This window comes from Paenibacillus sp. NPDC058177 (assembly GCF_042883835.1).
Lineage (GTDB): Bacteria > Bacillota > Bacilli > Paenibacillales > Paenibacillaceae > Paenibacillus_AQ > Paenibacillus_AQ agri.
The window spans coordinates 376,133-395,948 of the sequence record NZ_JBHVVB010000001.1 but is presented as its reverse complement, the minus strand read 5'-3'; the positions used below and the strand labels follow the sequence as shown (position 1 = coordinate 395,948).

The 19,816-nt window shown below is 41.2% G+C and carries 21 protein-coding genes; all 21 read right to left on the bottom strand.

The window, feature by feature from the left end:
* Nucleotides 1-28 precede the first annotated feature (28 nt).
* Complete coding sequence (locus tag ACFVU8_RS01755) at nucleotides 29-526, bottom strand: DinB family protein (protein WP_387425667.1); 498 nt, start codon at nucleotides 524-526, stop codon at nucleotides 29-31.
* 117 nt (nucleotides 527-643) lie between these two features.
* The gene (locus ACFVU8_RS01750) at nucleotides 644-1,972 is read right to left on the bottom strand and encodes a DUF4179 domain-containing protein (RefSeq protein ID WP_387425666.1); all 1,329 of its coding nucleotides are present in this window, start codon (nucleotides 1,970-1,972) and stop codon (nucleotides 644-646) included.
* Nucleotides 1,965-2,471 carry a sigma-70 family RNA polymerase sigma factor gene (locus ACFVU8_RS01745; RefSeq protein WP_387425665.1) on the bottom strand — a complete coding sequence of 169 codons (507 nt, stop codon included), beginning with the start codon at nucleotides 2,469-2,471 and terminating at the stop codon, nucleotides 1,965-1,967. Before ACFVU8_RS01745 ends, ACFVU8_RS01750 begins: the two co-directional genes overlap by 8 nt.
* A 153-nt stretch (nucleotides 2,472-2,624) precedes the next feature.
* Nucleotides 2,625-3,398, bottom strand: a complete 774-nt coding sequence (locus ACFVU8_RS01740; protein ID WP_387425664.1) for an SPL family radical SAM protein — start codon at nucleotides 3,396-3,398, stop codon at nucleotides 2,625-2,627.
* Nucleotides 3,399-3,569: 171 nt separating this feature from the next.
* A complete protein-coding gene (locus tag ACFVU8_RS01735) occupies nucleotides 3,570-4,850 on the bottom strand; it encodes a sensor histidine kinase (RefSeq protein ID WP_387425663.1) in 1,281 nt (426 codons plus the stop codon).
* Nucleotides 4,847-5,521 carry a response regulator transcription factor gene (locus ACFVU8_RS01730; RefSeq protein WP_387425662.1) on the bottom strand — a complete coding sequence of 225 codons (675 nt, stop codon included), beginning with the start codon at nucleotides 5,519-5,521 and terminating at the stop codon, nucleotides 4,847-4,849. The genes ACFVU8_RS01735 and ACFVU8_RS01730 overlap by 4 nt, the downstream gene beginning before the upstream one ends.
* Before the next feature lie 274 nt (nucleotides 5,522-5,795).
* Nucleotides 5,796-6,572, bottom strand: coding sequence for an ABC transporter ATP-binding protein (locus ACFVU8_RS01725; protein ID WP_379464443.1), 777 nt, complete (start codon nucleotides 6,570-6,572; stop codon nucleotides 5,796-5,798).
* A gap of 45 nt (nucleotides 6,573-6,617) precedes the next feature.
* Entirely contained in the window at nucleotides 6,618-8,957 is a 2,340-nt protein-coding gene (locus ACFVU8_RS01720) for an ABC transporter permease (RefSeq protein WP_387425661.1), read from the bottom strand.
* A 153-nt stretch (nucleotides 8,958-9,110) separates the two neighbouring features.
* The gene (locus tag ACFVU8_RS01715; protein ID WP_379464445.1) at nucleotides 9,111-9,572 is read right to left on the bottom strand and encodes an OsmC family protein; all 462 of its coding nucleotides are present in this window, start codon (nucleotides 9,570-9,572) and stop codon (nucleotides 9,111-9,113) included.
* A 173-nt stretch (nucleotides 9,573-9,745) separates the two neighbouring features.
* Nucleotides 9,746-10,276, bottom strand: coding sequence for a DUF3267 domain-containing protein (locus ACFVU8_RS01710; protein ID WP_387425660.1), 531 nt, complete (start codon nucleotides 10,274-10,276; stop codon nucleotides 9,746-9,748).
* 53 nt (nucleotides 10,277-10,329) lie between these two features.
* Nucleotides 10,330-10,752: an NUDIX hydrolase gene (locus ACFVU8_RS01705; protein ID WP_387425659.1), complete on the bottom strand. Its 423-nt coding sequence runs from the start codon at nucleotides 10,750-10,752 to the stop codon at nucleotides 10,330-10,332.
* A 141-nt stretch (nucleotides 10,753-10,893) separates the two neighbouring features.
* A complete protein-coding gene (locus ACFVU8_RS01700) occupies nucleotides 10,894-12,450 on the bottom strand; it encodes an ABC-F family ATP-binding cassette domain-containing protein (RefSeq protein WP_175372579.1) in 1,557 nt (518 codons plus the stop codon).
* Nucleotides 12,451-12,619: 169 nt separating this feature from the next.
* The gene (locus ACFVU8_RS01695; protein WP_175372578.1) at nucleotides 12,620-12,847 is read right to left on the bottom strand and encodes a helix-turn-helix domain-containing protein; all 228 of its coding nucleotides are present in this window, start codon (nucleotides 12,845-12,847) and stop codon (nucleotides 12,620-12,622) included.
* A 10-nt stretch (nucleotides 12,848-12,857) separates the two neighbouring features.
* Nucleotides 12,858-13,340, bottom strand: a complete 483-nt coding sequence (locus ACFVU8_RS01690; RefSeq protein ID WP_379464447.1) for a DUF2975 domain-containing protein — start codon at nucleotides 13,338-13,340, stop codon at nucleotides 12,858-12,860.
* Nucleotides 13,341-13,528: 188 nt separating this feature from the next.
* A complete protein-coding gene (locus tag ACFVU8_RS01685; protein ID WP_379464448.1) occupies nucleotides 13,529-14,050 on the bottom strand; it encodes a GNAT family N-acetyltransferase in 522 nt (173 codons plus the stop codon).
* Entirely contained in the window at nucleotides 14,047-14,292 is a 246-nt protein-coding gene (locus tag ACFVU8_RS01680; RefSeq protein WP_379464449.1) for a hypothetical protein, read from the bottom strand. Before ACFVU8_RS01680 ends, ACFVU8_RS01685 begins: the two co-directional genes overlap by 4 nt.
* A gap of 187 nt (nucleotides 14,293-14,479) precedes the next feature.
* Complete coding sequence (locus tag ACFVU8_RS01675) at nucleotides 14,480-15,001, bottom strand: hypothetical protein (protein WP_379464450.1); 522 nt, start codon at nucleotides 14,999-15,001, stop codon at nucleotides 14,480-14,482.
* Nucleotides 15,002-15,217: 216 nt separating this feature from the next.
* Nucleotides 15,218-15,781 carry a cyclase family protein gene (locus ACFVU8_RS01670; RefSeq protein ID WP_387427162.1) on the bottom strand — a complete coding sequence of 188 codons (564 nt, stop codon included), beginning with the start codon at nucleotides 15,779-15,781 and terminating at the stop codon, nucleotides 15,218-15,220.
* Nucleotides 15,782-16,138: 357 nt separating this feature from the next.
* Nucleotides 16,139-17,623: a serine hydrolase domain-containing protein gene (locus tag ACFVU8_RS01665; protein ID WP_387425658.1), complete on the bottom strand. Its 1,485-nt coding sequence runs from the start codon at nucleotides 17,621-17,623 to the stop codon at nucleotides 16,139-16,141.
* Nucleotides 17,624-17,827: 204 nt separating this feature from the next.
* On the bottom strand, nucleotides 17,828-18,640 hold the full coding sequence (locus ACFVU8_RS01660) for an ABC transporter permease (protein ID WP_379464452.1): 813 nt from the start codon (nucleotides 18,638-18,640) through the stop codon (nucleotides 17,828-17,830).
* The gene (locus tag ACFVU8_RS01655) at nucleotides 18,637-19,668 is read right to left on the bottom strand and encodes an ATP-binding cassette domain-containing protein (protein ID WP_379464453.1); all 1,032 of its coding nucleotides are present in this window, start codon (nucleotides 19,666-19,668) and stop codon (nucleotides 18,637-18,639) included. The genes ACFVU8_RS01660 and ACFVU8_RS01655 overlap by 4 nt, the downstream gene beginning before the upstream one ends.
* Between the last annotated feature and the right edge of the window lie 148 nt (nucleotides 19,669-19,816).

The window sequence follows — 19,816 nt, the reverse complement described above, 5'->3', positions numbered from 1 at the left end:
ATTTCTAATAGCTCCATTGTATAGGAAATTAGACTAGGGGAGCTATCCCTTTCTCGATCCACTGGTCGTAAGTCGGGCCGTAGACATCAGGCAATTGAAGGCCCGCCTGGCGCATAAGCACAGTCATCTGTCCGCGATGGTGCGCTTGATGCATCATCGTGAACCGAAGAGAACCACCGTTCAACCAAGCTTCCTGATGAATGATAACAGATTCGTGCAACGTTTCGTCCTTCCACTGTGTTCGAACAGCATTCAAAAGTTCGTTACTGATCCGCCGATACTCTGAGGCTATAAACGCTGCAGAAGCCGGGGCCATTTCGCCACCGGAGGGAGCATCGAACACAAGACCCAAGGATGTCATGAAATGCAGTGAAGTAACCAGATGCCAAGCGATTTGCCCAAGGGTCCGCCTGCCTTCGATGACCTCATGACCAAGAGAGTCATCCGTAAGCGCATCTAGTACACTGGCGGTTATTTCCGCCTCGTTTTTCCACTCTACCGCAAACTCTTCAATTCTAGTAAACATATCTATTCCTCCATCTCATTATTGGCTTTAAGCTCTACAAGCATACAAAACAATCACTGACAGCTACGGTCAGTGATTGCTGATTTAATTCCTCAACTATTAATCAATTCATATTCATTACTCATGACCATCTAACTGGATAGGCACACCATTAATACGAAGCTCTTTTATGTTTTCTATTTTGGTTGGTGAAGTCGGAAAGTATTTAATATGCCTCTCCCCATTCATTGAATCTTTAACAGCATGATTGTAAGTTATCTTCGTACCATCTTTCATGGTGGCTTCTATATTCAACCGATCCAAATCCTTAATATTACCTATGATCTCTATCCCTAAAGGCTGAATTATAATCTCATCCAGTTTAATATCACCCGATGCAACATCCTTAACTACTTTCTTTGACTTATCCACAGCTTCAATTTTAAAAGTAGTTGCCCATTTCCCTTCAGTGTAGTTGTTATTCTTCACAAAAGTACCATACAAAGAATAGCTAGATACCTCTTGTGGCTCTACATCATAGATATACTCTATATATTCTCTACCGTAGGTTGTGCCTCCGTGATTATCAATTCCAAATGTAACATTACTCGGTTGTACTGAATTCCCTCGAGCATTCACGAGATACAGAAAGCCATGATCATCTTTAGTCGGATTCCATTTCGTCTGTATATGAAGTCTTCCATCAACATAACCAATGTTAGTTATTTTAACAAAATCAATATTTGGTAACTCAATACTTTTCTCATCAACGTTCAATACATTAATAATCCCCTTCTCCATTAATTCAGAGAACAAGTCACCACCGCCTCCAGGAATATTGTTCATATCAAGCGGAATCACTTTAGGTGACTTGTTAATTACATTGGATAGAATTACATGCGTATCAATTTGCTCGAAATATTGTTTACCACTTAAAAATGATCTCACACGGATCGTCACTTTTTTCCCGTTCAACTTCTGTCCGCCATTAGCAATCATTCGAATCGTTGCTGTTTTTGTAGACTCATCATAATTTACTAACTCATGAGTAAACGCGGCTGCACCGTTAATCGAATAATCGTAGAGGTCAATTGTCTTATCTATACGGTCGCCTGTTATATCCTGAAGAGTCAAATAGACAATTGCCGTTGTATCATCATTCATTGCTGCAATTACTTCCATTTTAATACCATTATCTTCAGAGTTTAGTTCAACAGGCTGTAAGAATTGAAATATAGGTGTCCCAATGATGTATTTTAAATGATCAATGTTGCTTATATTTGCCGCTATTACTGGAACAGAGAGGAAAGCACATATACAAATTGCAATTGAAAAAGCTAATGATTTTCTGATGATTCTTTTTTTATAAAGGGGTTTAGCAAGTATCTTTTCTGCAAAATCTCGACTTATATGTACTTCAGACAATCGTGAATCAATAATATTCTTTATGTATTTTTTATCATTCATAATAGTTCCACCCTTTCAACCTCGTTTTTAAAATCTCCCTTGCTCGCTTCAACCTTACAGCAATCGTAGATTCCGGGGCTTTTAGGATCTCTGCAATTTCTTTGATTTTCATATCTTGATAATAATAAAGAAGAATGACTTCCTTATACTTGTGGGATAATTTCATAATCTGAACTATCAATTCGGTATCTTCTATTTCATACTCCTTTGACGGGATATTCTCCAGAATGGCTGACCCATCTATTCGCCTCCACCAAAAGCTACGCAGATAGTTTTTACAAACATTAATCGCTATGCTCATAATCCATGTTTTTTCACTAGAATTCCCTTTGAATTGCGAATAACTGTTATAAACTTTAATTAAAGTGTCCTGAACGGCATCTTCTGCTAAGCGAATGTCCTTAAGATATAGAAAACACATACGAAGCAAAGAAGTTCCATATTCAGTTATAATCCGCTTCATATCTGGACGCATTTCACCATCTGAATCCACAATCATTCTAATAACCTCCTCCTTCTAGCTATTAGACACACCAACCCCCAATTTTCTTTCATTTTGAAAATGAATAACAAACCAAAAGAACGAACTGACAATCCAGTTCGTTCTTTTAATATCATATCCTTACGATGCATAACACGTTCATGCGGCTCTTTACTCAAAAACAAACTTCACTCGCTGATCCCCACTCCACTTTTCTCTCACCTGATCATAGTAAATATCAACATCATTATAGATGATGTCCTGATATTGATTTGCCAGCTCCGGATGGTGTTTATGGATGAAGCTTTCCAAGGTCATCGCAGGTTTGGTGTCTTTTTTTAATCTTACCCTATCCAGAAATACCGGTATATCCTGATCTAAAGCATTCATCATTAACTCCACATTAGTGATTCCAGGCAAAATCGGAGTAATAAATGCCCAGACACGAATTCCCATTCGATGTAACTCGTTTGCCGTCTGTATATTACTTAACAGCGTATAGTCATCTATTTTCTTCAATTGCTGTAGATTAGATAGCCCTAAGAGCAGAGTGAACTTGTCCCCAATCGCTTTTATTACATCGAGATCTCTATAAATCAGCCTGGACCCAGACTTCGTTGTTACCATACACTTCACGTCTAGCTTGCTTAATTCGATCAGACATTTCCTAGTTAGTTGATATTTCCGGTCAATCTCCATATAGGGATCACATCTGCTCCCCAGATACACCGTATCTTCTTTATTCCAGTTCTTCAGCTCAGCGTGGAGAATATCAGCAATATTGAGTTTAACCTTTAAATCAACATTCCACTCTTTATCTTCTAACTGGAAACAATATGGACAGCCAATGGTACATCCATCATAAGGATCAATAATCGGCACCGTTCCCCCGTCAGGCGGATATTCATATGTCATTGCATCGCTAACAAGTATTTCTTTCAGCATTTCCCCATCCTCCTCAATCCATTTATAGGAAAATGGTACATCTATTCCCGAAAAAAATATAGACTTATATTATCCGATTTGTTATGATGTTGAATAAGGTCTTTGTAAAAACACCTATACAAATTACACATCCCTGGATCATTGCGATCCCGGGATTTTTGTTATCTTCTTTTACATCTTAATCACTAACACAATCGCCATACCCTCTTCCGAAGCTTCTGCAAAAATATCGCCACCCATCTTCCGCAGCAGTTGTCTGCAAATGTAGAGACCGAGGCCATTTCCCTCCTGATTACTCGCATTGGAGCCTCTCCAGAAGCTGGTGAACATATGCGGCAGCTCATTAGGTGAAATCGGTAGTCCCGAATTCTCAATTCGCACTAGCTGACGGTAGTCTTCCTCCAGGAAAGATATAGAAATATCATTTCCATCCCCATACTTAATGGCGTTGTCAATAATCGTATCGACAATTTCTACGAAGCGGTCAAAGTCTCCTTGTAGCAGCTTATCCCCGAAGGGAGCGATGTCAAATTGGATCTTAAGTAAAGCCAGTCTTTCTGCATTATTCGCCTTTATGGTCTGTACCCACTTCGATAAATAAAACTCCCCTTGTTGTACATTGAAATCACTTAATGAAGAGACAGAAGTAGTCATCAGTTCAGCGATCAGTTTTTCAATATGTATGGCTTTTTGTTCAATCATTCTGGCACAGTCGCTCCGCTTCTCCTCACTCTCGTACAAGTTATCATAGAGCGCAGTAGCATATAGCTTAATTGCAGAGACTGGGGTTTTAATCTCATGTGACAGGGAGGCGATAAGGGTCTGCCTATCCTTTTCCAGCCTGTAATTCATTTGTTTTTGGGAACGGAGTGTTTCTCGAAGCAAATTAAGTCCCCAAATAAACTTGCCAAAGAAACGGCTTTTATGTTCTTTTAAAGCTTGATTCAAGTTACCCTTCGAGAGTTCCAGCGGCAGATCTTCAATCGTATGAAAGGGGCTAATAATTTGTCTTTGGATAAAGAGCAGCAGTAGTACAAGACACACCAGTACGATCCCGAGGAAAATATTCACCATAATAATCGTCGACCATCTCGAATCCGGTTCATGGTAGGTAAATCTCAAATAACCTGTAACATGGCCGTTATCATAGGTTGGCTTGATAATAAAGCTGCTGCCGCCGGGAATCCCTGCTCCATTAAAGAATTGTTCGATTGGTTCATGCTCGGCGTCACCAACTAACCATTCAATCTTACGAATCAGCCTCTCTTGCGGAAGGCTAATATCACTCAGAGATTCACAGGATTGCACTGTACTATAGAGACGATTAGCCTCTATGATGTATGGTTTATTGTTATTTCTAGCTCCGCTTTGATAAGCAATAATACTGAATAAGACCATCACTCCGATTCCAGCCACAACCACCCATACAATGAGCCGATTAAAAAATTTCATATATACTTATACCCTACCCCCCACACCGTGAGAATACGGTTAGGCTGCTTGGGATTGCTTTCGATTTTGTCGCGCAATTTATTAATATGAACAGTAAGAGTTGACAGCTCGCTAAAGCTATCAACTCCCCATACCTTATCAAACAACCATTCTTTACGAAGCACTTTCCCCTTATTATTCAGCAGCAGTACCAATAGCTCATATTCTTTGGCTGCCATAACCAGTGGCTGGTCCTTAACATACACTTGCATGGATGTTTTGTTGATCGTAATATCACCATCGATTAGCAGTTGCTTGTTCTCATTCATTTCGTAGCTGCGCCGCAGATGTGATTTGACTTTGGCCGTTAGCAAATTCACTGTAAACGGTTTCTCCAGATAGTCATCCGCACCAAGATCAAGACCAATAATCTTATTATCATCGCCCTGCCTTGCACTCATCATAATAATCGGAAGGTTGTGCCTTTCACGGAGCGTTCTGCATACGGCTAATCCATCCAGCTCAGGTAGCATAATGTCTAATAACAACAGCTTAACGGTATGCTGACTGAGATATTGGAGTCCCTCTTCACCACTGGATGATACAAAGACCGAGAACCCTTCGTTCTCTAGAAAATCTGAAATAATCATGGCAAGCTCGACGTTATCTTCAATAATAAGAATATCCACCACATGTCTCACACCCTACGTCTGATCTAATAATTGTCTAAATGAACTTAAGCCACTAACACAAGGATCGGCGTCATTCCGGTGAAGCTTGGACTTTCGGTCGCTGTTGTGCCCAGATTTCTTCTTTATAAACCGCCTCTAGCGGTTGAAATCTGGAGAGCTTACTCTTCCGATGCGAGCTTTCCTGTGGAAAGCTTTTAGGCGATCGCTAACGCTCCTACAGTTCCAACCTTCCCCTTCAATCCTTCTCCCTTTTTGTTTATTTCTTTTGTTCGTCTTACCAGCCCATGTCCATCAGCCAGTCCGTCAAGCTTCGCTCACGTTCCTTTAGACTGTGTTCACCGCTGAATTTGTCCAGAGCCAGTTCACCCTGAATGTTGCCATCCACCATATACAATACTTTATTGCTCTGCGCAGCAACTTTAATATCATGGGTCACAATCATAATTGTTGTGCCATCCTCATTAATGCGACAGAGCTCTGTCATCACTTCCTGCGCCGATTTGGAATTAAGTGCGCCTGTAGGTTCATCTGCGAACAGCATTTTAGGTTTATTAATCAAGGCCCGGCAGATACACGCTCTTTGCAGCTGCCCGCCTGACACTTCTGTAATATCATGTGAAGAAATCTCTACAATGCCAAGTTTCTTCATTAAATTCTCCGCGTAGGCATTAACATCACTTCGAGTTCGTGTGATCCCACTGCCCTTCAAGGCCTGATAGCCTGATAGAATTACATTATCATAAATGGATAAATTTTTCAGCATATGCATCTGTTGAAAAATAAAACCCATTTTATGAAGCCGCAGCTCTGCCATTCCTTTTTCCGAAAGCTTGGAAAGACTGTCTCCGTCAAACCATACCTCGCCAGCTGTTAAACGATCCATACCGCTAACCGTGTACAATAGTGTCGATTTCCCAGAGCCGGATGGCCCCATGATAGAGACAAACTCCCCTTGCTGCAAGGTGAAACTTATATTTTTTAAAACATTATTCTGCTGCTTGTTCACAATATAGGTTTTGCATAGATCTTTCACTTCCAATACGGTAGTCATTCCTTCATTCCTCCTAGACAAGATAATCAATGCGACTTGCACGCTTTATTCCGCATGGATATTCCATACTTGAATTCTCTTCACATTATTGCAGCTGACATATACCGCAAGCAGCACAACAATGAGGATAAGCAGTGGACATAGAACATAAACCTGCAACGGAATAATGATAAACTTCATCTGAGTAACACCGAACATTCTAAACAACTTAGAGATCAGTCCTTCTCCCAGCACATTGGCCACAAATACACCGATAACAATAGAGGCTAGAAGTAAAATCAGAATGCGCAGCATCTGCCACAACTTAATATCTCCGTTACTAAAGCCAAGGCTTTTCATAATAGCGATTCCTTGAATCTCTTTGGTCATCAACAGTCTTACGAACAGAACGGTAATAAAAAAAGTAATCAGGCTGACGATAACAATAAGCACAACGATAATCAGCTTCAGCTGTCCTACAAATCCTCCCGTTGTGTCGCCTATGATATCCATAGCACTTTTGAATCCCATATCCCCAAATTGTTGTTGCATCTTCTCTATGATTTGCGGCTTTTCCTTATCACTAGCATGAATATTTCCATTCAGTTGATAACCTGCAGCAGTCAGTGGCTTATAATCATCTGCTAACTTGACCATATAGCCTTGATTCGTAATCGTCTGAATAATACCCGAGATTAGAAAACTCTGTTCCTTGCCATCCATCTCAAATTTGATGTTGTCGCCAATATGCTTGTTATATTTATCAGCAATAATACTTGTTATCGCAATTTCGTTAGCGAGCTTAGGTGCGACGCCCTCCAGGTATGGATAACGCTCCGAAGGAAGTTCTGTCTTCATCCCCATCAAGCGGAAGCTATCCTTGCCATCATCCGATACATATTTCGTATTGAGCGTATAATCCACAGATAATGTGACATCAAAGTGGTGCTCACGAAGCTTCTGCTCCAGCTTATGCATATCATTTTGAATATCCTTTATCGGTCGGGTTGAAGCCTCACCTTTGGTATAGAAATCGGCTTCGGTTACACCGAGATAAGTAATAAATTTGGGTGTAACAATCGTATTGGCCAGATTAATGGGAATGAGGATGATGGCTGTACTTAATACAAATGTGCAAATTAAAGTCGTATAGCCTTTTAAACTGTTCAACACATCACTTATCGCTAGAAACAGCGGGGCAGGCAGCGACTTTCGCTTATGCAAACTGATTTTCCGGGAAGCTCTAAAGGTCTCACCATTATGGCCGTGCCGGATGGCATCAATCGCTGAAGCTTTATTGATCTTGACCATACACAAAGAACAGAACAGCAGCGTCATAGCTACGAGAACGACTGTACTAGCCACCGCAATCATGATATTGGCCACACCGCTGGGAACAATAATATAGTCAGATACTTTAACAGACATCATGTTCGTTAGGGGTACACTGATCCCAAGACCAACCGCACCACTAATGATCGATAAACCTAAGTACTTCGTCAGATACAATTTACGGATGCTTCCATCTGCAAACCCAATTGCTTTCATCACGCCAATCTCCTTGTAATCTCTCTGGATGGAGGAGATAATCGTGAACCGTAGTGTCAAGAAGGCAATAAACATCAGGAAGAGACTAACAACAAACAGGATTGCTGCACTAATCTGGTCCGTCATGAAGGACATCTTAACGAGTTCTTTATTAATTTCAAAAGTGCTATATATATTGGATTTTGAAAGAGAGGCTGTAATATCACCTTGCCCGATGATGCTCCAGAATTTGAGTAGCTGTTCTTGAGGCAGGTTCTGTTTGACAAGATCAAAATCTTGCTGCGAAACCAAAAGCCTCTTAAATGTGAATAATTCAGATCCCATCAAGGCATCTTTGAAAAAAGTTGCAATCACAAATGTATGACGTACCCCTTCTATATCAAAAGAAAGCTCGTCACCAAGTTTCAACCCTGTTTTATTCTTAATACTGACAGGTAGGCCGACCTCCCCAGATTGAAGGGTAAATCGCTCATTCTCCCCATTGAAGACAAGATTTACATCTTCAGGTACAGTGCTAAGCAGTAAAATCGTATTCCCAGATATCTTCTTTCGCTCTTTAGGCTCAATAATGTCACTTCCGGCCAGTTGAACTAATGTTGTACTATACCTGGCCTGAATTCCTTTTTCCCCCTCCGCCCACTTCTCAATCTGCGCATTATTCTCCGTCGTATTAGGGATTAGGATATTACAATCCGCGATTTTGGAGTCCCTGATAAAACTGCTCACTGCCGTGGTTGTAGAATACATAAAGTTACTGCTGCTGGCCAGGAGCATGGCTGCCAAAGTGATCAACACAAACAACACGATGTTCATTGCGTTTTTGATTTTTAGGTCTCGCTTTAATATTTTGAAAAACACGTGATGTCTCCTTTCGTAATGGATTGATCACAGTATAGAGTATAAATTATTAACAAATCCTAAAGTGCCGAAAGGATTAGCAATATGGCTCCAATAAAAAAGCTCCTGCCGGCAAAGCGGCAAGAACTCAATGTTTCAATATTAGGTTACTGATCATTCCACTGGTAAATCCCCTGCTGTTTCAATAACAGGCTGTGTCTCGATAGTGACATTACCCGCCACCGCTCTGGAGATCATACAAGACTCTTCTGCCTTATGCGCCAGCAGCTCTGCCTTACTCCGTTCAGCCTCTGTTGCATCACTTTTAAGCACAATCCGTGGCTTGTGCACGATCCGTTCGTACGTAAACACGTTATTGGTTACATCTACAATCGCTTCTGACTCCAGTGTCAGATCCTGTGGTGTAATATCCGCACGCTCAAGCATCGCTGCCAGGGTAATCAGATAACAAGTTGACGCTGCTCCCAACAGCATTTCGTCAGGATTAGTACCTGTTCCAGGGCCACCCATCTCCTGCGGAATCGAAATGATTGTTTTTAAACCGCCTGCATCGATATGTCCTTCACTATTACGTCCACCATTCCATACTGCTTTAAGATGAAAAGGATGTTTCAACTCACTCATTCCTTTCGATACTGATTGTCGTTCATACCATAATACCATAGTGCTTCAGAAGGCAGAATATCTGGTCAGCACAAAAAGAGGAAGCCTGAACTCCCCCCTCCCCTAGAAAAATTCACGTATAAATTTCCCTAAAGAGATGTTATCTATTCGACACTACTGAAACGCTACTTCACTCGGTAGTAGCCTCTGCAAAATTCAGATGTATTAGGTTTAATAAGGATTAGAATTGAATTTACAATATCTGATGAAGAGATAACCAGATTGAACCAACTGATAAATAAAATGAGCGACTTGATCTCACCGTATAGAAAGAGCGAAGTAATCGCTGGAATGATGGTTAATGCGATAAACGGCAAGCTCATAAAGATCCAAAATCGCTTTTTGGACAAAATCGCGTTCGTATTAAGCCAAAAGAATATCCCTCTAAACGTTAAACTAATATCACCCTTACTATTAATCACAAAAATATGTATGATTTCATGGATTATAAACACTAAAATAATGATTAGGATAAGCGGCAAATGGGTGATAGATGTAAACCTTTCCCCGAACCACTCCGGTGCTAGAAAAAAAATAACCATTAACAGATAGACTAATTTCATATAATGGGTTCGGAAGAAATCATTTTTAATGAACGGTTTCCATTCTGAAACATCCAAGCTTTTTTCTGGTAAATGGCGAAACCATAATATCATAATTGTACCCGCCCTAGTTTTAATTCATCCTCAAAAATAAATGCGCTTATATTTTACTCGCTGCCCTGATTGAGATACGTAATTCCATTACCTTCAATTAGTATCCTAAGACCATCTTTGTAATACGGCATTAATTCTTCAGCCTTTTCAATATCGATCCAGGCAATCGTTGAGATTTCTTCAGGTCTTACAATTTCTTCATTTCCACCAATGATTTCAGCCCTGAACGTAAAAAATAGAGCATGTTCATTTTGCTCCTCAAATTTGCATTCATTTAAGGCGACTAATCCATATATTTCAATATCTAACCCCGTTTCTTCTTTCGCTTCTCTGATTGCTGCTTGCTCTAAAGTTTCAATGAGCTCTACGCCGCCTCCTGGAAGTGACCAACTATCTCGATCCAGATTATGTACCATAAGCACTTTGGATTTAGCTTGATCCGTTATTAGAACGTAAGTGACATCGATTCTTCGCAATGATTAACCACCTTTCTGTTATGTAGCTATACATGTAACAACGCACTATTTGTAATATTATACTATTAATTGGAATGGTGTGAAATGCATTAATTGAGACATAAAAAAGGCTGCCTCTATGAGACAGCCCTTTGTTGCGATTTAGAATACTTTTGTCGTCCACGATTCACAGTTCCACGTTTCCGTCACGATATCTTGGTAAAACTCAGGTTCGTGGGAAATCAGCAAAATGCTGCCCTTATACGCTTGAAGTGCACGCTTCAACTCGTCTTTCGCATCCACATCCAAGTGGTTGGTAGGCTCATCGAATACGAGCAGGTTCGACTCGCGATTAATCAGCTTGCACAAGCGGACTTTAGCTTTCTCGCCGCCGCTTAGGACCGCTATCTTGCTCTCAATATGATTGGTCGTCAGACCACATTTGGCCAGAGCCGCCCGAATTTCAAACTGTGTGAAGGACGGGAACTCGTTCCAAATCTCTTCAATACAGGTGTTGTAGTTCGCTTCCTTTATTTCCTGCTCGAAATAACCAATGTCTAGAAGGTCACCAAGCTTGGCGGAACCTGAAATCGCTGGAATTTGGCCGAGAATGCTGCGCAGCAGCGTAGTTTTACCGATTCCGTTCGAACCGACAAGCGCGATTTTTTGTCCACGCTCCATGCTCAGGTTCAAAGGTCTGGACAGCGGTGAGTCGTAGCCGATTACGAGATCCTTTGTTTCAAAAATCATCTTGCCCGAAGTGCGTCCGGACTTGAAGTTGAATTGCGGCTTCGGTTTCTCCTTGGAGAGTTCGATAACATCCATCTTATCCAGCTTCTTCTGCCGGGACATCGCCATATTCCGGGTAGCTACACTGGCTTTGTTCCGCGCAACGAAGTCCTTCAAGTCCGCAATTTCCTGCTGCTGGCGTTTAAAAGCAGATTCAAGCTGTTGCTTTTTCGCCTCATATACTTGCTGGAAGTAATCGTAATCCCCCACATAACGCGACAACGTCTGATTCTCCATATGATAGATCAGGTTAATAACGCTGTTCAGGAACGGAATATCATGGGAAATCAGGATGAAGGCATTTTCGTATTCCTGCAAATACCGCTTCAGCCATACGATGTGCTGCTCGTCAAGATAGTTCGTAGGCTCGTCAAGCAGCAGAATGTCCGGTTTCTCCAGCAGCAGCTTGGCTAGCAGCACCTTGGTCCGTTGACCACCACTGAGATCATGGACGTCCTTGTCCAAACCGATGTCTGTAAGTCCCAGCCCACGAGCCGTTTCATCGATTTTGGCGTCGATCATATAAAAATCCTGGTTCGTTAACGTATCCTGAATCGTTCCGACATCTTCCAGCAGCTGTTCCAGTTCCTCCGGGGTCACGTCGCCCATTCTGCCGTACATGTCGTTCATCTCTTGCTCCATATCGAATAGATATTGGAACGCCCCGCGCAGAACGTCGCGCATAGTCTGTCCTTTTGTAAGCACAGCGTGCTGATCCAAATAGCCCGACCGCATACGTCTGGCCCATTCGACTTTACCTTCGTCCGGCTGAAGTTTGCCTGTGATAATGTTCATGAAGGTGGATTTACCTTCCCCATTGGCACCAATCAGACCGATATGCTCGCCCTTCAGCAGGCGGAAAGATACATCTGTGAAAATTGCACGATCTCCAAACCCGTGACTTAGTTTTTCTACATTTAATATGCTCATGAATTAACACCTTTTCCTTTATACAGTATACTCGTCATATTATAAAGGTTATAGCGTCGCAACTCCATACAGATATTAAAAATTAAACAAAGAACCTGTACATTTTTACGTACAAGTCCATGGATCCCAGCATTTATTGGCGGTTTATCTTAATAATCCGTACAGCTCTTTAACCGATATTGGTGGAATCTTCGTCATTTTTATATTCTAAAATATCGCCAGGCTGGCACTCTAAGGCTTTACAAATCGCTTCTAACGTGGATAATCGAATCGCTTTTGCCTTTCCGTTTTTCAATATAGAGAGGTTAGCCATCGTGATTCCTACCCTCTCCGAAAGTTCGGTTACGCTCATTTTTCTCTTCGCCAACATCACATCAACATTGATTATAATTGCCATTGTTTTCACCTCAGACTGTCAAATCGTTTTCAGATTTTATAGCTATTGCCTCTTTTAAAAGCCTTTGGAGAACAGCAGCAAACACAGCAATCACCATCGAGGCAAAAATTATGATTCCTCCAATCGCTGGCACCCCCGGGGGATCCACTTTCTGCGCGATAAGATAGAACAGCGGCAAGCTAAGCACATACAAACCACTGATTGTGATTGCACAATATTTTATTTTGTTTAACACGCTTACGGATAACTCAGAGAACGCTTCATTCTTGTCAATATAACCTAATAGCTTCAAAGCTTGATACAGCGCAATGTAAAAAGGGATCGCCGATCCATAAAAAACGATAAAGAAAAGATATTTAATATAAGCCATATCCGGATACAGCTCAGCTGCAAAATTCCCGAACTTAGGCAGCAAAAAGATGCACAAAGCAAGAACTGGAATTGCAATTAGAATCACCGCTGCCTTTAAAAAAAGTGTTGTTCCACGTTTCATACAAAGCCCCTCACTTATCATTGAATTTATTTAGACTTTAACATGCAATTTATCGTTTTACAATAAATAATTTCTGATATTAGATATATTATTGTTGTTAAAGACAAAAAAATAAAGACAACCCTGTAAGGTTGCCTTTAGAAATATTATGAGTTGAGCGTTCTCCAGCCTAAGCAGATACTTAGAAACTAAAACTTATAGTACCAAAAAATCGCCTTTTCATTAGCTGTAGAGAAATTAGAGTAGAGCATACTATCCACTCCGCCGATGATAAAATTGTTTCTTGCATAAAAATCACAAGCTGACACATTAATATCTTGCGTTTCAAGCATAAGACCCATCAGATTATTTTGCTTTGCCCACTCTTTAGATTTTTCTAATAACTTGGTTCCAATCCCTTGATGCCGCCATGCCTTGGATACCCCAATATCCTCAACAAGAGCATATCCGTTCCAATTAGCATAAAGTCTAATCCGTCCAACGCAGATATCACCATCATAATATAAAAAAACGGCTTTTTCTGTATCTTCAATATAAGATATGTCGATCTCATCATTCTCATATTGCTTCAAGTATGGTTCAGAAAATATCTCTTTCGTGTAACTCCAATTTCCATGTTCATACTTAGGAAGCACTCGCCCTGAAACCATGAAATTCTCGTTCGAGTTGTTATAATCACTTATATTTGAGTGCGTCATTTTTTTAATCATTGCTCTTTACTTTTGATCGTAAAGCTGCGGACTTTCATCCATTTGCCCCCAACCATCTCATCGATGGTTCCCTTCTTCGTTCTGACGCAAAATTTATGCTGAGTTCCTCGGTCAAAACCCGTTGCCTCATACAACAAATCATCGCCGTTTTGTCCTTTAAAATAAACCTGCTTCAAACCGAGCCTGTTTAACAACTCAAGCTTTACACTTTCAATATACATGCGCGAATATTCCTTTGACATTCTGTTCCTCCTGGTGGTATTTTCCTTATTCTTCTATATTTATGTAATAAAGTGCTTCGAGCTTATGTATGTCATTCACTCAAACATGGTCTAAAGTATATCATTAATTATAATTATTATAATCGATAATTACATTTTACCTAATTATAAGACAACAAAGGAATAATAACCCGAGTAGAATACTAATTCATTTAGTTCGCCTGTTTATCTCTTCAATTATTCCCCTGTATCGTTCTATATCAGATTGAAATTCCAAGCCATTTATAGCCATTATTTTTTTGAGTTCCTCTAATTTTTGTATTAACTCTTCTGAAAAATTAATTAGTTGTCCCCATGAGAAAACAAATTTATTAATAGTCTTTATGGATCGATCCAAAAAAGGTGAATGCTCAGTTAACCAAGACACGTGTTCAACCTCATGGATGACTTCAACATAGTACCCTCCACAACCAAATATGCCGCAAGTACATGTGAACATAGGATACTTTCCCGGACAAAGTAATGATTGGAAAAATTCGTTTACAACGAACACTTCATCTTGATCCAATTTCTCTCCATTTATATATAATGCAATCCTCCAATCTACAATAGGAACCATTCTTCCTTTGTGTCTTGTTATATTTTTATATTCTTTTCTTATATCTACTTCCAAATCAAGAGATAATATATCTTGGTTCTTTTCATTATCTTTCTTTGAAAAAAACTTCATATTTCACCCCATAATTTTTTTGGATATTATAACTAGCGCATTATTCAGAGAGTTCATGATAGCAATTTTCAACGGAATTATTGCTACGCCCTCATCTATTATCATTATGTATCTCCTTTCCCCTGACAGACAACCTATATTGACAGTAACTTGTTGTCATAGGTATTCATAGTGTTTCGTTAGCTTAAGCGACGCAGTTGGAATGATCTGTTATATCTAGGCCAACAAAATAGGACGAATAGGAGATCCAGAACCATTTTTGATCTTCAATGGAAGTGCCATAAAAACCCCAATTGCAGGAGCTTGGCTCATTCTACTGAATCCCTCCATAATTAAAATGTTGTTCGGCAAAAAATATTCAACATGTCCAGGAGCACTTAGAATTTTCCCATCTAACATGCAAATATCTACACCTGGGGTATCTGCCCCAATTGCTTTAATTCCTGCCTCACTAAAATATTTGCATACTTCGTTGGTTAGACCTGGTTCATTTTTACCCCACCATTCTCTTTCACTACCGCTACTATCCGGCTTGTAATATTTGTCCCACCCAAAATCAATTAGGACAATATCACCCGCTTGAAGGGAGAATTCATCACGCTTCTCAATTTCTTTAATGATTTGCAATTCAACTGGTTTACCTGCCTCAGGAGCAAAGGACGAAAGATCGTATTTCTTATATGGACCCATTAAACAATCGACGGGCAGTTGATCAATCGTTGCTTGTTCTCCATGACAATGGACTGGGGCATCAACATGAGAGCCCGTATGCTCTGAAATAATTAAGGTTTGTGCATAATAACCATGGTGGCAAAAGTTGCATTCTCCACAATTCCGAGTGAGGGATGATTATGAAATCCAGGCATGTTAGTTTCGAATGTCGGGGAAATATCATAGGCTCTTAGTTGATTTAAGCAATTCATAAAGTCATGTATAACATCAGTCGATTTCAAAAAAACTACCTCCAAGTCTGGTTAAATGTATAATTCTACTTATGAAAATACCGTGTTTAAACAAACTTTTAGAACTTATTTCTATCATACTATTAAATGGAAGAATATGACGATTACTAAAATCATACTTTCAAACAAAAAACTCCCGCCAGTACCATCGGCAGAAGTTTCTAAAATAATTGATTTACGCGAACATCTCATCAAGAACAAGTGCTATAACCGATAATACGCAACTGATCGCAGCAAGCCCCATCCATAATAATACTGAAAACGACATCCATACGCTAATCATATAGTAATTGTAGTTGATCAGATAAGGCCAGATCAGAATTAATATCAGTAACAGCACGTTTAAGAACAGATAGATACCCGTTCCAATTCTTTTCCTGCGTCTTGATCGTTTAGTATGCAAGGTTTGTATGTTTGCCCCAGCCAGTTTAACCGCCTTAACAATTATGCTAATAACTGCTAACAGGACTAAGAATGAAAATACCCAATCCATTAAGATATTGCTATCATCATATTTAAAGGGCGTCATGGGATTCCCGTTCATATTCTCATAAATGTTCTGCGCAATCAGTGACGGGGCAGTTGAATTCAAATTAGACAGTACGAATACAGCCTCCTGCCGTTCTAAATTAATCATGACGTGTGACGAATAATTAGGATTGCTTCCAGTATGGCTAATCATCCGCGTAGCCGGCTCATTGCTCCATCCATATGAATAGTACTGACCCTCAGCTTCATATCCGGCACTCTGCAGGTCGGCTTCATGAGATTGCAGTATAGCCTTTCTTAGATCATCTGGTATATCCCCTATTCCCATCTGGGCATTGATCCAGCGCGCCAAATCCTTTATGTTTGACACCAGATACCCTGCAGCAATGTTCCCATAATATCTGGGAGCATCATACTCTAAGCTTTTGCCAAAAAATAAGCGATATCCTCTGCTAAGCTGATCCGCTTTCTTTTCCTGGCCTGTGGAAAAATAGCTATCTGTCATTCCCAGCGGAAGTAGAACATTCTGAGTTACATAATCCTGATAGCTTATACCTGTAACATTTTCAATAATCATCGCCAAAATATCATAATTAACGGTTGCGTACTGATATTCTGTACCCGGGTATGTATCTAGTGCAATGTCTGAAATTTTATGTATTGTGTTTCCAAGCATTTCCGAAGTAGTTCCTTCAGGAATCAATCGAATACTCCATGATGGAATCCCGCTTGTATGAGCCAACAGCTGGTTAATTGTAATATTGGCCTTCTCTCCTTTAAAGGTTGGGGCGAACGCGGGAAGATAATCTGAGACATGATCCGAATACGCTAAATATCCCTCTTCCTTCAATAGAATTATAGCCAGGGCCGTAAATGCCTTGGTAGTCGATCCTAATTCAAACAGTGATTCTTCATTCCCTTCCTTTTGTTGATCGACATCCGCGAACCCGTATACTTTAAATTCTGTCCTGCCCTGCTTGGATGAAACCATTGCAACTCCAGGAGTTGCTGTTTTGGTCATTATGGTCTCTACCATTTCATCGACATTTTCATATTTCCCTACTGTGAACAGAGTCCCAAGCTGTTGCCAACAAACAGCAGCAATAATGATCACGATTAATAGGGCTATACTTGCTGATACTGCCTTTTTTCTCCTAAAGAACTTACCCATTGCTTCCCCTTCCTTCGGATCATAATCATTGCATACTTCGTATATTCCGGAGTTTCTTTATCTATTTGACGTTCTATCCGTCTACTTCACTGCGGCAATATAGTTATTTGCAAAAAAAGCTTCCGCCAATAACAATGGCGGAAGCTTCGAATAATAGATTCACGTGAACATCACAAACCATAATCTTCAGAAGAACCACTTCAATTATGTGCGGCGCATATAAGCGCGAACAGTAATTGGAACGAAGATGGCCACAATGACTGCGGCGCCGACTATAGAGTAGACAAGATCGCTGCCCACGGTTCCATGGTTGACCAGATTGCGGACGGCGGTGACAAGATGCGAGATCGGATTGATCTTAACAAACCATTGGAGCCAGTTCGGCATGGTATCGACGGGTACGAAGGCATTCGAGAGAAAAGTGAGCGGAAACAGGACGATCATCGAGATCCCTTGCACACTGGAAGCAGTACGTGCAATCACGCCGAAGAAGGCGAATATCCAGCTAATTGCCCACGAACATGCGATGACAAGAAGTCCAGCAAGTGCAACGTATCCAAGGCCACCCTCTGGACGGAAGCCCATGATATAGCCCATGACAAAAGTGAGCACAGTCGCTATGGTATACCGGACTGTATCTGCAAGCAGGGCTCCGGCGAGCGGGGCAATCCGCGAGATCGGCAGTGATTTGAATCGGTCGAACACACCTTTTTCCATGTCCTCACGTAGCTGTACGCCAGTAACGATGGAGGTTGTTATCACCGTCTGAACAAGGATGCCGGGGATGATAACGGGCAAATAACTCACTACATCCCCTGAAATAGCCCCGCCAAAGATATAAGTGAACATCAGGGTGAAAATGATGGGTTGAAGCGTAACATCAAACAGTTGTTCAGGAGTGCGCCGGATTTTGAGCAGACCCCTGTAGGCCATAGTCAACGAATTACGTACCGTTTGACCGAAGCTGGTATGATTTTTTAATTGGCGCTCTGCACCTGGTTTTATTAAAGTACTCACGCTGTTACCTCCTTCGTATTCTTCAATTGCTCTGACGCAAGCTGGGCGTCCGCTTTCACTCCATCGCCTGTGAGCGTTAGGAAAACTTCGTCAAGTGTTGGTTTCTGTACACTCATCTCTGATAATAGAATCCCCGCCTCGCGGAGCGCGATCAGCAGGTCGGTGACCACGTCAACGTTCCCCATTGGGGCAGTGATTTCCCCTGCTTCCAGCGATATATTAGAACGAACCTTAAGCACTTGTTCAACAGTCTGCCGGGCATTTTTTAAATCCTGCGTATTCTGGACCTTTAAATGCAACGATGAAGTACCGACGGATGCCTTCAGTTCGTCTACGGTACCTTCAGCGACGACATGCCCTTTGTCAATAACCGCAATCCGGTCAGCGAGCTGATCCGCTTCTTCCAGGTACTGCGTAGTTAACAATACGGTTGATCCAGTACTTACGAGCCGATGGATGGTGTCCCACATTTGATTACGCGTCCGCGGATCAAGGCCGGTTGTTGGTTCATCCAGGAAAATGAGCGGCGGCTGAGCAATGAGACTTGCCGCTAAATCCAGCCGGCGGCGCATACCACCAGAGAAGTTCTTAAGTGGACGTTTCGCTGCTTCGCTCAGTCCGAATTCCTCTAGAAGTTCTGCAGATTTTTGCCGTGCTTCGGCCCGCCCCAGGCCTAGGAGTCTGGAGAAGATTACCAGATTCTCGATCGCACTAAGTGACTCATCAACCGATGCATATTGGCCAGTCACGCCAATTAATTGACGCACAATCTGAGGCTCCTTAACCACATCATGACCGAAGACACGCGCTGAACCCCCATCCGGCAGCAATAAAGTTGCCAGCATGCGAATTACGGTTGTCTTCCCTGCCCCGTTCGGACCTAGCACTCCATAGATCATCCCCGTGCCTACATTCAGATTCACACCATCAACGGCACGGTTGCTTCCATACGTTTTGACAAGCCCTTGTGCCTCGATCGCCCAGTCACTTTTGTCGCGTGCTGTTTTCGCTTTTTGAAATTGATTCACGTTCTACTCCCCCTAAACAATTGATTGTGTAACGATGGTAACCGACGTTTATAAACTGAATTTAAACTCGTAACTTAACGTTTCAAAATAACCCATCACACTACGTCAGTAGCGTTTTCTCATGATTTATTAAAACAAAAAAACCGAC